This window comes from Cobetia sp. Dlab-2-AX, assembly GCF_024124625.1.
GTDB lineage: Bacteria > Pseudomonadota > Gammaproteobacteria > Pseudomonadales > Halomonadaceae > Cobetia.
The window spans coordinates 43,123-56,826 of the sequence record NZ_JAMXRV010000013.1 but is presented as its reverse complement, the minus strand read 5'-3'; the positions used below and the strand labels follow the sequence as shown (position 1 = coordinate 56,826).

12 protein-coding genes are annotated in these 13,704 nt (G+C 64.1%); 5 read left to right on the top strand and 7 right to left on the bottom strand.

All coding sequences use genetic code 11. From position 1 onward, the window contains the following. Positions 1-34: 34 nt before the first annotated feature. The 4 genes from NH396_RS16220 to modA form a co-directional block, all read right to left on the bottom strand. The gene (locus NH396_RS16220; protein WP_253064931.1) at positions 35-850 is read right to left on the bottom strand and encodes an MOSC N-terminal beta barrel domain-containing protein; all 816 of its coding nucleotides are present in this window, start codon (positions 848-850) and stop codon (positions 35-37) included. Positions 851-912: 62 nt separating this feature from the next. Continuing rightward, positions 913-2,124, bottom strand: a complete 1,212-nt coding sequence (gene modC / locus NH396_RS16215; RefSeq protein ID WP_253064930.1) for a molybdenum ABC transporter ATP-binding protein — start codon at positions 2,122-2,124, stop codon at positions 913-915. Beyond that, positions 2,117-2,809: a molybdate ABC transporter permease subunit gene (gene modB / locus NH396_RS16210; protein ID WP_176677817.1), complete on the bottom strand. Its 693-nt coding sequence runs from the start codon at positions 2,807-2,809 to the stop codon at positions 2,117-2,119. The genes modC and modB overlap by 8 nt, the downstream gene beginning before the upstream one ends. A gap of 173 nt (positions 2,810-2,982) precedes the next feature. Continuing rightward, positions 2,983-3,783 (bottom strand): molybdate ABC transporter substrate-binding protein, encoded by an 801-nt coding sequence (gene modA / locus NH396_RS16205; RefSeq protein WP_253064929.1) that lies wholly within the window; start codon positions 3,781-3,783, stop codon positions 2,983-2,985. Positions 3,784-4,388: 605 nt separating this feature from the next. Between modA and NH396_RS16200 the strand changes: the two genes are divergently transcribed. After that, positions 4,389-5,303 (top strand): LysR family transcriptional regulator, encoded by a 915-nt coding sequence (locus tag NH396_RS16200; protein ID WP_253064928.1) that lies wholly within the window; start codon positions 4,389-4,391, stop codon positions 5,301-5,303. A gap of 94 nt (positions 5,304-5,397) precedes the next feature. On the opposite strand, the gene NH396_RS16195 is transcribed toward NH396_RS16200, so the two are convergent. Together NH396_RS16195 and NH396_RS16190 are read right to left on the bottom strand one after the other, a co-directional pair. Further along, positions 5,398-6,087, bottom strand: coding sequence for a glutathione S-transferase N-terminal domain-containing protein (locus NH396_RS16195; protein WP_176678457.1), 690 nt, complete (start codon positions 6,085-6,087; stop codon positions 5,398-5,400). Between the two features lie 86 nt (positions 6,088-6,173). Next, entirely contained in the window at positions 6,174-6,893 is a 720-nt protein-coding gene (locus tag NH396_RS16190) for a glutathione S-transferase N-terminal domain-containing protein (protein WP_176677820.1), read from the bottom strand. Positions 6,894-7,264: 371 nt separating this feature from the next. On the opposite strand from NH396_RS16190, the gene NH396_RS16185 reads away from it, so the two are divergent. Both NH396_RS16185 and NH396_RS16180 read left to right on the top strand, forming a co-directional pair. Then, positions 7,265-8,824 (top strand): carbon-nitrogen hydrolase family protein, encoded by a 1,560-nt coding sequence (locus NH396_RS16185; RefSeq protein WP_253064927.1) that lies wholly within the window; start codon positions 7,265-7,267, stop codon positions 8,822-8,824. A 4-nt stretch (positions 8,825-8,828) separates the two neighbouring features. Then, positions 8,829-9,674: a M90 family metallopeptidase gene (locus NH396_RS16180; protein ID WP_253064925.1), complete on the top strand. Its 846-nt coding sequence runs from the start codon at positions 8,829-8,831 to the stop codon at positions 9,672-9,674. 184 nt (positions 9,675-9,858) lie between these two features. On the opposite strand, the gene NH396_RS16175 is transcribed toward NH396_RS16180, so the two are convergent. Then, positions 9,859-10,782, bottom strand: a complete 924-nt coding sequence (locus NH396_RS16175) for a LysR family transcriptional regulator (protein WP_176677823.1) — start codon at positions 10,780-10,782, stop codon at positions 9,859-9,861. Between the two features lie 211 nt (positions 10,783-10,993). Between NH396_RS16175 and NH396_RS16170 the strand changes: the two genes are divergently transcribed. Next, a complete protein-coding gene (locus tag NH396_RS16170) occupies positions 10,994-12,226 on the top strand; it encodes a TauD/TfdA family dioxygenase (protein ID WP_253064923.1) in 1,233 nt (410 codons plus the stop codon). 130 nt (positions 12,227-12,356) lie between these two features. Continuing rightward, complete coding sequence (locus NH396_RS16165; protein WP_253064921.1) at positions 12,357-13,625, top strand: GGDEF domain-containing protein; 1,269 nt, start codon at positions 12,357-12,359, stop codon at positions 13,623-13,625. Positions 13,626-13,704: the final 79 nt, after the last annotated feature.

Sequence of the window (13,704 nt, the reverse complement as noted above, 5' to 3'; positions counted from 1 at the left end):
TGGGTTCAAGCCTTCATGCAAGAGACCACTGACGTCACTTGAAGGCGGTGACTTCCACTTCATCGCCGATACGCAGAGTCGACTTGCACGAGGGATCGAGTGCGACGAGGTTGTAGCCGAAGTGCACCTGGCCATCCGCGAAGCGACGCACCCGCGCCAGCGTCTTGAGCGGCTCACCGTCACCACGCTTGTCGCCCGTCGCCGGGTCGACATTGACCATCGCACAGCGGGTGCAGGAGGACACCAGCGTGAAGCGTGCCTCGCCGATGCGCACTTCCTGCCAACCATCCTCGGCCCATGCCTCGGCACCACTGATCACCAGATTGGGCCGGAATTGATCCATGCCATGATCCGCCGTCGGCGTCTCACGATTCAGCGCTTCCAGCGAAGCCTCGTTGGCCAGCAGCAGCGGGAAGCCGTCGGCGGCGCTGACGCGCTGCGCGATGATCTCGCGATAGCGCTGCGAGCGCTCGCCCAGCCAGCAGAGCCTGACCGGCATGCCGATCTGCTCGCTCAGCCAGGCATCAGCCTCAAAGCTCACGCTCAAGGCAGTGAACCGATCGGCCCAGACCTGGATATCGAGACGCTCGGCCTGGTCATCGGTGGCAAAGCTGACGCTGCCGCATTCGGGGTGGTCCAGATGCCACAGTCGCCACTGGCCGCTGGCGTCTTCGCGCAAGGCCAGACGCTGCATCTCGGGATGCGTGCGCGCGGTGACGAACTTGCCCCGCGCCGCGACCACCACGAAGCGGCGGTCCTGCGTGAGACCTTCCTCGCCAAGCGTCACTGCCTCCAGCGCTTCAGCGGCGCCGGACTTGAGGGGATAGCGCCACAGGTGGGTCAACTTCATGAGAAGTTCCTTTCCAGAATCCATCAATTTGACAAGTCAGCGTAGGGTGCAACCGAGCGGCATCAGCTCGCAGACGAAGTGGAGCCTGCGTCATTCTGCGTCGCATTTGCCTGTGCCGCATGTGTCTGTGCCGCATCCATCACGGGAATATCGTCATCCATGGCGTCCAGACTGATCACGTCGGGGCCCGAGAGCGCCACGCTGGAGATCAGCGCCTTGACGCCCAGCCCGACCTTGAGGCCCAGCTCCTGACACACCAGGCGGTCGACTCGCGCCCTCACCCGCTGACCGGCGATGCCCAGTACCAGCTCGGCGCTGGCGTGGCCGCGCTCGCTCTCGATCTCGTGGATCACGGCCGGCAAGGCATTGCGCAGGCTGGTGTGAGTCGGCGTCTCCAGTGCGATGCTGATGTCACGCGCCCGCAGCCGCAGTCGCACACGACGCCCCACCGGCATCGCCAGCCGCGCCAGCTTGAGGCTCAACCCGGCGCCCAGCCCCAGACGCGTCAGCTGCCAGTCATCATCGTGCGACAGCACCTCGGCGGTCAGCAGCGAGCCCGCTTCGAAGCGGCCGGTCTGCGGTGCCAGGTCCAGCCGTGACAGCATGTCACCGATCTCGCCGCTGGCGGTGATGCGGCCGTTGTCCACCAGCGCCAGGCGGTCGGCGACCGCGAACAGCTCGCGGGTGTCATGACTGACGAACAGGATCGGGATCTCGATCTCGCGGGCCAGCCGCGCGATGTAGTGCAACAGCTCCTGCTTGCGAGCGCCGTCGAGGCCGGTCAACGGCTCATCCAGCAACAGCATGCGCGGGCGTGACAGCAGGGCGCGGCCGATCGCGACACGCCGCGCCTCGCCACCGGAGAGCTGGCCAGGCATGCGCGACAGCAGGTCCTCGATGCCCAGCAGCGTCACCATCTCATGCAGACGTGACTGATTCTGTTGGCGCTGAGCGGGCGTCAGGGCGCGCGGCATGCCGTAGCGAAGGTTGCCGCGCACGCTGTAGTGCGGAAACAGGCGCGGCTCCTGGAAGACGACGCCGAGCCTGCGGCGATGCGCCGGCACGAAGATATCGCTCTCGCCGCCCGTCAGGCACTCGCCATCCAGGCGCAGATGGCCATGGTCGGGGCGTTCGAGGCCTGCGATCAGGCGCAGGATGGTGGTCTTGCCGCTGCCGGAGCGCCCGAAGAGCGCCGTGACGCCGCGCGCCGGCACCTTGAGCGTGGCATCCAGCGTGAAGGCGCCCTGCTGACGATGGAGGTGGAAATCAAGCATCACGCCCCTCCATGCGCAGTCGCGCGCGACGTGCCAGCCACTCGGAGGCCAGCAGCGACAGCATCGCGATGACGACGGCGATGGCGCACAGCCTGGCCGCGGCGCCTTCCTGGCCCGGGGTCTGGATCAGGGTATAGAGCGCCAACGGCAGCGTGCGGGTCTCACCGGGGATATTGGCGGCGAAGGTGATGGTGGCACCGAACTCCGACAGCGCACGCGCGAAGGCCAGCATGCCACCGGTGAGAATGCCCGGCAGCGCCAGCGGCATGGTCACCGTGAACAGTACCCGCAGCGGATTGGCCCCCAGGGTGCGGGCCGCGGCCTCCAGCCCCGGGTCGATGGCCTCCAGCGACAGGCGCATCGCGCGCACCATCAGCGGAAAGGCCATCACCGCCGCCGCCAGCGCCGCGCCCTGCCAGGTGAAGGGCAGCACGATATCGACCTTGGCCAGCCACTGGCCGATGACACCATTGCGCCCGAAGGTGACCAGCAACAGGTAACCGACCACCACGGGCGGCAACACCAGTGGCAGATGCAGCAGACCATCGACCAGCGCCTTGCCACGAAACTCACGTCGCGCCAGCCACCAGGCCGCCGCAAAACCGGGAATCAGGCTCAGGCCGACCGCGACGCAAGCCACCTTGAGGCTCAGGCTCAGGGCTTCCCATTCCAGCGCACTCAGCATGGATCTTCCTCAGACGAAGACAGGTTCTCGCACACGACGTGACGCCAAGAGCCGGCAGACAGCTCTGCCTCCTTGCTCACGCCGATGTGACAGCAGGCTTCCAGTGTAGCGGCCTCATCTTGTCGATGACATGCCAGCGTATGACGCAAGGCACCTCGAGGCTGAGCCAGCGGCTAGTCGGCCTCTGGCTGCGCAGCAGGAGCCTGCTGGGCGAGCGTACTGAAGCCGAAGCGATGGAAGATGGCACCGGCCTCGTTGCTGGCAAGCCAGGCCGAGAAGGCCTCGGCCTGTGACGACGGCGCATCACCGCCACGACTGATCAAGGCGGCAGGATAGCGGATGGGGTCATGGCTGCTGTCCGGCAGCAGGCCGATCTGATGCACCCGATGACTGATGGCGGCGTCGGTGGCATAGACGATCCCCAGCGGGGCCTCGCCATGCTCGACCAGCGCCAGCGCGGCGCGCACGTCCTCGGCGCTGGCCAGACGCGAGCGCAGCGTCTGCCATTGCCCCAGCGTTTGAAGCGACTGACGCGCATAGATGCCCGCCGGCACGTGGTCGGGATCGCCGACGGCCAGGCGCGTGTTGCTGCCGGTGGCGGCGAGGCGCTCGGCCACATCGGTGACGTCCTCGGCATTGCTGACACTGGCGTCCAGCTGGCTGGGGCCAGGCGCGACCAGCGCGAGACGGTTGCCCAGCAGGTCGTGACGGCCGGTGACGACAATGCCGGCCTGCTGCTCCAGCCAGTCCATCCAGCGCTCATTGGCCGACAGGTACAGCTGCGCTGGAGCCCCATTGGCCAGCTGACGCGCCAAGGTCGAGGACGAGGCGTAGACCGGCTGGATATCCACTTCGGCGAGACGCTCGTAGCGCGCCTCGATGGCATCCAGCGCATCATGCAGCGAGGCGGCAGCCATGACACGGATCTGGGGGCGCTCGTCTGCCTGAACTGGCGCGGTCAGCAGTGCCAGCATCAACGGGGCCGCCAGCCTGGCGCCCCTCAACAGCGCTGATGAAGGAGATAGCGCTGATGAAGGAGATAGCGCTGACGAAGGAGTGGGCACTGATGACGCAAGCCATAGCGGAGAGACAAGCAAGGCGGCCCGGGCGCGCAAGCGGGTAGCGAATGACATCTACAGGGGTCCTTGAACAGTGACACGCAGCGACGAGGCCTGCTGCACATTGATCTCGCCATGATGCCGCGCTCGCTCGCCATGTGCATCTCATGTGGGCGCAATTGCCGTGCGGGGCGCGGAAACCGTCAACCCTGTTTGTCGAACGCCAGCGGCTTGAGGTTCGCTTGGGGCACGCCGGCTGCCTGTCAGCGCCCGTCTGCCATCAGCCACGGGCTGGTCAGCGACGGCGCCGGCTGGCGGATCTTTCGCCTCATCCGGCTACAGGCAAACGCGAATCACTCACATGTATGCCATTCACTCGACCAGATCGGCTACAATGCTGGCCAAAATGGCAGGGAGTCGCTGGCCCACACCCCAGCAACGACGCGATTCCTGCTTTCATGCTTTCTTTCACGCTATTTGCCGCTTCAACGGCAGACAACAGCGGCGGGTGCCACCAAGTCATGCCTCCAGTACTTGACGAATTTCAGGGCCTCAGTGCCTTCGATGCCATCATGCGCTACGGCAATCTGGGCGCAGGAGCCGAGCATCTCGGTATCTCCAAGTCCACGCTCAGCCGTCGGATCAGTCATCTCGAACATCAGCTCGGCCAGCCACTGCTGCACCGCCAGGCCAACCGCCTGATTCCCACCGAGGCCGGCACGCTGTTCTATCAGTACTGCCAGCAGATGCTGTCGCTGGGTGAGCGCTCACAGATCGCGCTGGATGAACTGCGCGAGGAGATCAGCGGTGACATCACCGTCAGCGCGCATCCGCACTTCCTGCGTGGCTGGTTCAATCGTGTGCTGACCGACTTCATCGAAGCGTATCCGGGCATCCGTCTGACCCTGACCGCCAACCACCTGCCGCCGTCACGCGATGACGACCAGGTGATGCTGTGGCTGTGGGAAGGGCCGGCCAAGGACACCGGGCTGCGCGAAGAGATACTGGGGCAACAGCAGCAACATCTCTATGCCCACCCCAGCTATCTGCGCCAGCATGGCCATCCGCAGCACCCCAGCGAGCTGACCTCCCATGACTGGGTCAATCTGATCGACCGCCACCACCCCAATCTGGTGCTCAACCACCCCGAGGAAGGCGAGTATCGCCTGAGCCTGCCCCCATCACGCTTCACGGTCGACAACGTGGTGGTGCATGCCGACCACATCGCGCACGGTGCCGGTATCGGCCTGCTGCCGGACTACCACGTGCGCACTCGGGCGAAGGCGCACCCGGGACAGTTCGAGGCCTGCCTGCCCGACTGGAAGGGGCCATCGATTCCGGTCAGCCTGCACTACCCCTTCGGGCACCCGCCGCGCAAGCTCGGTGCCCTGCTCGACCATATCCGCCGTCGTGTGCCGACGGACTGGACCCGCTGACCTGTTGGCCTGACAACTCTGCAGGCCGTTCAGCGGTTGCTTCACGTTTTTCAGCTCCACGATTTCACAGCTTCACGGCAGCACTGACTGCCCGTCAGGATTGCTGGCCGAACAGATGACGGCGCGCTTCCTCATCCATCGCCACATTGGCGGCCGGGTTGATGTCATCGATACGTGCCATTGCCCGCTTGACGCCATCACGCTCGGCGATGCGGGCACGATAGGCGGCGACCGCCGGGAAGCGCGTCAGATCGATCTCCTGCTTCTCGGCCTTCAGCCATGGCCAGATGGCCATGTCGGCGATACTCAACTCATCCCCCGCCACGAAATCACGCTCCGCAAGCTGGCGCTCCAGCACGCCATACAGACGCTCGCCTTCCCTGTGATAGCGCTCGATGGCGTACTTCACCGGCTCTGGCGCGTAGTGCGTGAAGTGATGCACCTGACCCAGCATCGGCCCAAGGCCACCCATCTGCCAATGCAGCCACTGCAGCACGTCATTGCGCGCACGCGTCTCGCGCGGCAGGAACTTGCCAGTCTTGTCAGCCAGGTACTCCAGAATCGCGCCGGACTCGAACACCGAGATCGGCTCACCGCCATCGGCTGGCGCATGGTCGACGATCGCCGGCATGCGATTGTTGGGCGAGATGGCCAGAAACTCCGGCGCGAACTGCTCGCCCTTGCTGATGTTCACCGGAATGAGGCGATACTCGAGTCCGGCTTCCTCCAGAAAGATCGTGATCTTGTGGCCGTTGGGCGTGGTCCAGTAATACAGATCGATCATCATGGGCTCCTTGTCTGGAACAACACGACATGGCCCGAACGCCCACCAGCGTTCGGGCCATGAGAAAGTTCATCTGCGATGCGATATTACTGCGCAATCTCGCTGGCACGTGGCGCCTTGCGCGCCATGCCGTCGTGCAGGTCCATCATGCGCTCGCGCCACTGCACCAGCGGGTCGCCCGCGTCTTCCGTCTCACCGAAGGGCGAGGTGTCAGAGACGATGTGCGCCCAGATGAAGAAGCCGAAGACCAGGTAATCCGCCGCCGCCGGGGCATCGCCATCCATGAAGGGCTGATTGGCAAGCAGGCCACGCAGTGGCTTGAAGGCGCTGTCGAGAATGCCACGGGCAATCTCGACGTTATGGAATTCCTCGAACGACATGCCGAAGCGGGCTTCACGCGCGCTCCGGAAGTACTCGCGGTCATCCGGGTGAATCGCCGCCAGCAGATCCAGCGCCACCAGGCGGAAGAAACCGACCGCCATGACCTGCTCGGCATACACCTTGACGAAATTCAGGCGTGCCTGCGCCTGGGCATCACCGATCAGCGGGCCATTGCCGGCATTCGGATAATGCGCGTCCAGATGCTTGAAGATGTCATAGCTGTCCATCGCCACACCATGCGCATCCTTTAGCACCGGCACCGTGGTGGAATCACAGAAGTCGATCGGGCTCTTGTCGGTGAACAGCATCGGCACGAGTTCTGCCTCGATACCCTTGTGGGCGAGTGCCAGACGCGCGCGCCAGCAGAACGGCGAGAAACGCAGGCGGTCATCACGGCCACGCAATTCATAGAGGACTGGGGTCATGCGGATCTCCTTGGGTGTCATTGAGGCCTGGGGTCATTGAGGCCTGGTGTCATTGAGGCTTGATGTGAACGGCATGACTTCGCTGCGCGTCCTGCCTCTGGCAATGTTTTGGACGTTGTGTCGCGCCAATGCAAGAAAAATGAGCATTCGTTCAACATCACGCCAAGCGCCACTCAAGGTGCGGAGCCTCGCTCACCCTTGCAGTGACGCGAGGTTGGACCCATTGATGAGGGTTACGTGACCAGGGCCGGACATTGACCAAAGGATATTGATGACACCCGGCCTCGACAGCGCGAATAATGGGGCCCATCGCTTTCGCGCCAGCCACTTCCTGCCCTGATCCCCTCTTTTCATTTTTCCAAGGAGTCTCGATGTCCGTCGAAGACCTGCACCTGAACCTGCGCAACCTGCAGGAATCAGACTACCCCCAGCTCAAGCGCCTGATGGACGGCATCTATGACGACATCGGTGGCGCCTGGCCTGAGCACACCATCAACCGTCTGATCGCCGAATTCCCCGATGGCCAGATCGTGATCGAGGATGGCGACAAGCTGGTCGGTGTCGCTCTGACGGCACTGGTGGATTACGACGCCTTCTCCAACCCGCACAAGTACGACGACCTGATCGGCCAGCGCGAGATCATCCTCAACAAGGAGGATGGCGATGCGCTTTACGGTCTGGATGTGCTGATCGACGTCGACTACCGCGGCTATCGCCTCGGTCGCCGCCTGTACGAGGCGCGCAAGGACCTGTGCCGCTCGATGAATCTGCGCTCGATTCTGGCCGGCGGACGCATTCCCCAGTACCACGAATATGCCGCCGAGCTCTCGCCCTCCGAGTACATCGACAAGGTGGAGCGTCGCGAGATCCATGACCCCATCCTGTCGTTCCAGCTGGCCAACGGCTTTCTGGTCAAGCGCCTTTTGCGCCAGTACCTGCCCGAAGATGAGGATTCCCAGGGCTACGCCACCCTGCTGGAGTGGAGCAATATCCTGTTCGAGCCCGTCGAGCGCGTGCTGGAAAGCCGCAAGACGATGATTCGCGTCGGCGCCGTGCAGTGGCAGATGCGCAAGTTCGACAGTGTCGAATCCGTGCTGCAACAGGTCGAGTACTACGTCGATGCCCTGTCGGATTACCAGAGCGACTTCGCCGTCTTCCCGGAACTGTTCAACACGCCGTTGATCGGCCTTCTGGAAGACCAGAGCGACCCGGTGCGCTGCATCCGCTACCTCGCCGGCTTCACCGAGCGCTTCAAGCAGGAAATCTCGCGCATGGCGGTGGCCTACAACATCAACATCGTGGCCGGTTCCATGGTCGAGATCGGTGACGACAACGAGCTCTACAACGTCACCTACCTGTGTCACCGCGATGGCGAGATCGACCGTCAGGCCAAGCTGCACATCACGCCGCAGGAGCGCCGCGACTGGATCATCAAGGGCGGTGACGAGCTGGCCGTGTTCGAGACCGACGCCGGACGCATCGGCATGCTGATCTGCTACGACGTGGAGTTCCCGGAACTGTCGCGTCTGCTGGCCGATCAGGACATGGACATCCTGATGGTGCCGTTCTGGACCGACACCAAGAACAGCTACCTGCGCGTGCGCAACTGTGCCCAGGCGCGTGCCATCGAGAACGAATGCTACGTGGTGGTCTGCGGCAGCGTCGGCAACCTGCCGTCCATCGAAAGCCTCGACATCCAGTACGCCCAGTCAGCGGTGTTCTCGCCGTCGGACTTCTCCTTCCCGCATGACGCGGTGATGGCCGAGACCACGCCGAACACCGAGATGATCATGTTCTCGGATCTCGATCTGGAGCGTCTCAAGGTAGTGCGCAGCGAAGGCTCGGTGACCAACCTGAAGGACCGCCGCAAGGACCTCTTCGAACTGCGTCTGCGTGACTGGTCGTGGAAGTCCGGCAGCCGTCAGGAATGAAGCGATGACGCACTGGTGGCAACGGCTGTGGCAGCGCTCCCGTCGTCATGGCCGTGATACGTCAGCCCCCGACGCCTGCATTGCCTCGGCCGCTTCCCACGCTGGCGAGACAGCGCCGGATGAGGCGTGGCAGGCAGTCCGCGAGCGCCTGCCGATCCTCGATGGACTCGACGCCGAGGCACTGGCGCGTCTTGAGCGGCGCGCCCGCCATCAGCTGAGCGACTGGAAGCTGACCAGCGCCGAGCCGCTCTCACAGGTCGAGGCGCTGGCGCTGGCTGCCCAGGCGATGCTGCTGCTCAACGGCTGGGCGCATGCCGAGCGCTGGCAGGACGCCGGCGCTCGCGTGCACGAGATCATGCTGCCGCTGCAGGCCATCCGCCGTGAGGTGGAAGAGATGGATGACGCCGGTGTGGTGCATGTCTTCGAGGACACCCGCGCCGGCGAGACCTGGTATCAGGGGCCGGTGGTGGTCACCCAACAGGACCTGGCCGCCAGCGGTGACTGGAGCGGCTTCAATGTGGTGATCCATGAATTCGCCCACAAGCTCGACATGGCCAACGCCACCGATGCCGATGGCTTTCCGCCCCTGCCGCGCCATATCAGCGCGGCGGAGTGGCACGCCACCTTCACTGCCGTGTGGGATGACCTGAGCGCGCGCCTGTCACGCGGTGAGCCGACGCCCATCGATGACTACGCCGCCAGCCACCCCGCCGAGTGCTTCGCCGTCTGCTGCGAGTATTTCTTTACTGCTCCGGATGAGCTCGATGCGGCCTATCCGGCGCTGTATGCCCTGCTGGAGCGCTTCTTCCAACAGTCGCCATTGGCGCGCTGCCCGTCGCCTTCCGACTGACTACGCCAGACAGACGAGGCACCAGGCAGACAAGGCGCCAGCCAGCCGAGGAAAGAGTGAGAGAAGAGATAGCGGCCGCTTACCGTGGCGGACACCACCTCAAGATAACGGTATATCGTTCAAAGCGTACCTGCAGGCACGGAACACCGATCAACAGGGGACACAGAAGCACCCTCTGCATCGCTCACTTTGGCTCCGCCAGCAGATAATCCCAGACACGCTGCGCGGTGGGCCGCATCGGGCGTTGATTGGAGCGCACCAGCCAGAAGTTCTGCTCGGCGGGGATCGTCAGCGCGAAGACCTGCTCCAGCCCGCCATTCCCGGACGCCACCCATTGCCGGAAATGGCCTTCATGCACCAGCGCCACCCCCATGCCGAGACGCGCCATTTCCAGCGTCATCACTTGGGTGTCACAGCTGATGGTGGAGGTCGTCTTCTCCAGCCCCAGTTGATCTGCCGCCACCAGCCAGCGCCGCCAGCCCACCGCGAAACCTGCGGCATGCAGCAGCGTCATGCCGGCCAGGTCCGCTGCCGTGGTCAGCTGCGCGCTCAGCGCCGGACTCGCCACGACGGTCATTCTCTCCTGCTCTGCCCCGACCTGGATCGCCTCCACCTGCGGCCAGTCGCCCTGACCGTAGCGCAGCTCGATATCCACCTGCTCGCCATCGAAGTCGCTCTGCCAGAAGGCACTGACCAGACGCAACGCGATCTCGGGCTGATCACGGTGGAAGTTCGCCAGCCGTGGCAACAGCCAGGCCTGCTGGCTCATCGGGGTCGCACGCAGGCTGACCGGCGCGGCGCGCGAGGGGCCGAAGACTTCCAGCGTGCCCTCCTGCAGGCGCTGGAAGCCATCCTGCAGCGCCGGCAGCCAGGCCTGACCGGCCGGCGTCAGATTGAGGCTGCGGGCATGCCGCACGAACAATGGCTGGCCAAGGCGGTCCTCCAGCTGGCGAATCCGCTGGCTAATGGCCGACTGGGTGACACTCAGCTCCTCGGCGGCACGCGTGAAGCTCATCAGGCGCGCAGCGGCTTCGAAGGCCTGCAACCAGGCCAGCGGCGGCAGGGGGCGCGGCAAGGCATTCGGCGTCGTGGGGGAAGGTTCGTGCATGGCTATCTCGCATCAGAGCATGAAGGTCAATCGCACACATTAGCTCAGCTAAGTCATGGCCGTCATATTTCGCGTTGGCCAGCCGTGATGACGAGGGGGACAATGGTCTCATTCTCGGGTCACGGCTCAGCGTCACAGCTCAGCCATACGACCCAGCACGCAACACGTGTTGACTCACCTGCTACTGCATACACGATATAGGACAGCACCCATGGAGACTCTCATCGCATCTGCCCCGGACACTCAAGACACTGAAGCGCCACAGGAACGCCATCATTGGGACATGAAGGAATACCTGCCCCATCACGAGGGCGCGCCGCTGGTGAAGGCAGACCACGACGAGACCCTGGCGTCACTGGCATGGGCCAGCGGTGAGCAGACCCAACTGCCGCTGATCTGGCTGCGCGATCACTGCGCCTGCGATCTCTGCCGTCACCCGCAGACCTTCGAGCGCACCTTCATGCTGATGGATGATGCGGCCCTGACAGTGCATCAGATGCGTGTCGAGCAAGGCAATCTCGTCGTCGTCTGGCAGGACGGCCACACCAGCCACTTCGATGCCGGCTGGTTGCTGCAACGTCGTCCGAGTGATGCGCCGCCAGCCACGCCGGTTCCCGCAAGCCAGGCTTGGCAGCAGGCCCATCAACCTCACGTCACCGCCTTTGCCGACTACATGGCCGGTGGGCAGGCGCGCCTGGGCTGGCTGGAAGCGCTGTGCCGCGACGGCTTCGCGATTCTGGATGCCGGCCCGACGGCAGGCGGCGAGATCGACCAGGTGGCCGCGACCATCGGCCCGATCCGCGCGACCAACTTCGGTGGCCGTTTCGAGGTCTTCTCCAAGCAGGCGCCCAACAACGCCGCCTACACGCCGATCGCGCTGGAACTGCACACCGACCTGCCCAACTGGCGTCAGCCGCCGGACATCCAGATGCTCTACTGCCTGGCCAACGAGGCCGAAGGCGGGGACTCCATCTTCGGAGACGGCATGGCGGTCGCCGAAGCCCTGCGCGAGCGAGACCCGCAGGCCTTCAGGCTGCTGGCCGAGACCCCGGTGGACTTCCGCTTTGCCGACGAAAATACGGACCTGGTAGTGCGCGAGCCGGTGATCCATCTGGATGCCAACGACAAGGTCATCGAGGTGCGCTTCAACAACTGGATCCGCGACAGCCTGCGCCTGCCGCTGGAACAGATGCAGGCCTGGTACAGCGCTTATCGCCAGTATTGGAGCATTCTGCGCGAACCGGCCTTCCGTCTGCACCTCAAGCTGGAAGCCGGCCAGATGGTGGCCTTCGACAACCGCCGCGTGATGCACGGCCGTAAGTCCTTCGACCCGACGACCGGTCGCCGCCACCTGCAGGGCTGCTATGTGGATTACGACATGGTGGAATCCGCGCTGCGCGTCACGGCGCGTCAGCTGGCCAGTGCCGACCCCACTCAGTCGTGAGCACGACAGTCCTCATGCCGTCGAATGACTGAAATAGCGTTGAACCGCGCGCAAAGGTTGCGGCGGTTCCTCCAGGGCATACCACGCAAGGCAATGGCATCCTGAGAGTCTGGCAACTCAGGTATCGCCCATGAATCCCATGACACTCTGCTTTGCGGATGACACTCTGGAACGACGCTATCGTCGTCGACAGATCGAGACTTCGCACAAGCTCAGCCGGATCACCATCCCGCTGAGCTGTCTGCTGTTCGCGTCCTATGCGCTGATCGAGATCAGCATGGACGAGCACTACGAGCCCTTTCTGCTGCTACGCGCCGGTATTCTGGTCAGCGTGCTGAGCCTGTTTCTGCTGTCACGCCTCCCGCGCTTCAGACACCACGTCAACGGCATCCTGTGCCTCGCCTCACTGGTAGCAGCGCTGGGGACGCTGGCGATGTTCCATCTGGGAGATGGCCATGCCGGTGAGCACCTGGTGAGTGGTCATGCTGGAGAATTTCCGGGAGACAGCCACGCTGGTGGGCACCTGGTGGACGACCATGCCGGAGAACATCCAGAAGACAGCCACGCCGACGAGCATGGTGATTTCCCGGTCTATTTCGTCACTCTGTTGCTGCTGGTCTTCTGGACCTACACTCTGCTGGGACTGCAGTTCATCTATGCCATGGCTTGCGGCCTGCTGATATGGATGGGCTGCACCGCCAGCTGCGCGCTGATGCATCATGGCTCCCATGTACTGGTGGAAGCCAACGAGATTTTCTTCATGATGGCCGCCAATCTGCTGGCGGGCATGAGCGCCTACTCGCGCGAGCGCCAGAGCCGACAACTCTTCCTGCATGAATGCCATATCACCGGTGAGCGGGACGATCTGCGCGACCATGCGATGTGCGACTCACTCACCGGGCTGCTCAACCGGCGCGCCCTGCTGACACGCCTCGACCAGATACTCGACATCCAGACCCCCGGCACCGTGCAGGCCGCGTTGTTCATCGACCTCGATGGCTTCAAGCCCGTCAATGACCGCCACGGCCATGCCATCGGCGATGAGGTGCTGCGCATCACCGGCGAGCGCCTGGGCAACACCTTGCGCGGCAACGATATCGTCGGCCGCCTGGGGGGCGATGAGTTTCTGGTGCTGATCAGCCGTGAGGGCAACGGCCGCAAGGGCCCGGAGCAGCTGGCGGAACGTCTGATCGACGCCATCAGCCGCCCCATCACGCTGGAAGTCGATGGCGAGCCGCTGATCATCGCCGTCAGCGCCAGCATCGGCATCAGCCTGTTCCCCTTTTCGGGCGCCACGCCGGAAACGGTCATCGCGCGCGCCGACAGCGCCATGTACGAGGCCAAGCAACGCGGTCGGGGCGTCGTCGTCACCGGCAATCCGCTGCGTCTGGTACTATGACGCTCGACGCTCAACGCTCGACGCCTCAAGCATGTCGCCGCGCACCCTCCCTCTTGAGACAGCGGCAGACGCCCCAATG

Excerpts from the sequence above, each read along its gene's own strand:
- NH396_RS16220 (WP_253064931.1), bottom strand. The coding sequence starts at position 850 with ATGAAGTTGACCCACCTGTGGCGCTATCCCCTCAAGTCCGGCGCCGCT.
- modC (WP_253064930.1), bottom strand. The coding sequence starts at position 2,124 with ATGCTTGATTTCCACCTCCATCGTCAGCAGGGCGCCTTCACGCTGGAT.
- modB (WP_176677817.1), bottom strand. The coding sequence starts at position 2,809 with ATGCTGAGTGCGCTGGAATGGGAAGCCCTGAGCCTGAGCCTCAAGGTG.
- modA (WP_253064929.1), bottom strand. The coding sequence starts at position 3,783 with ATGCTGGCACTGCTGACCGCGCCAGTTCAGGCAGACGAGCGCCCCCAG.
- NH396_RS16200 (WP_253064928.1), top strand. The coding sequence starts at position 4,389 with ATGCCTCCAGTACTTGACGAATTTCAGGGCCTCAGTGCCTTCGATGCC.
- NH396_RS16195 (WP_176678457.1), bottom strand. The coding sequence starts at position 6,087 with ATGATCGATCTGTATTACTGGACCACGCCCAACGGCCACAAGATCACG.
- NH396_RS16190 (WP_176677820.1), bottom strand. The coding sequence starts at position 6,893 with ATGACCCCAGTCCTCTATGAATTGCGTGGCCGTGATGACCGCCTGCGT.
- NH396_RS16185 (WP_253064927.1), top strand. The coding sequence starts at position 7,265 with ATGTCCGTCGAAGACCTGCACCTGAACCTGCGCAACCTGCAGGAATCA.
- NH396_RS16180 (WP_253064925.1), top strand. The coding sequence starts at position 8,829 with ATGACGCACTGGTGGCAACGGCTGTGGCAGCGCTCCCGTCGTCATGGC.
- NH396_RS16175 (WP_176677823.1), bottom strand. The coding sequence starts at position 10,782 with ATGCACGAACCTTCCCCCACGACGCCGAATGCCTTGCCGCGCCCCCTG.
- NH396_RS16170 (WP_253064923.1), top strand. The coding sequence starts at position 10,994 with ATGGAGACTCTCATCGCATCTGCCCCGGACACTCAAGACACTGAAGCG.
- NH396_RS16165 (WP_253064921.1), top strand. The coding sequence starts at position 12,357 with ATGAATCCCATGACACTCTGCTTTGCGGATGACACTCTGGAACGACGC.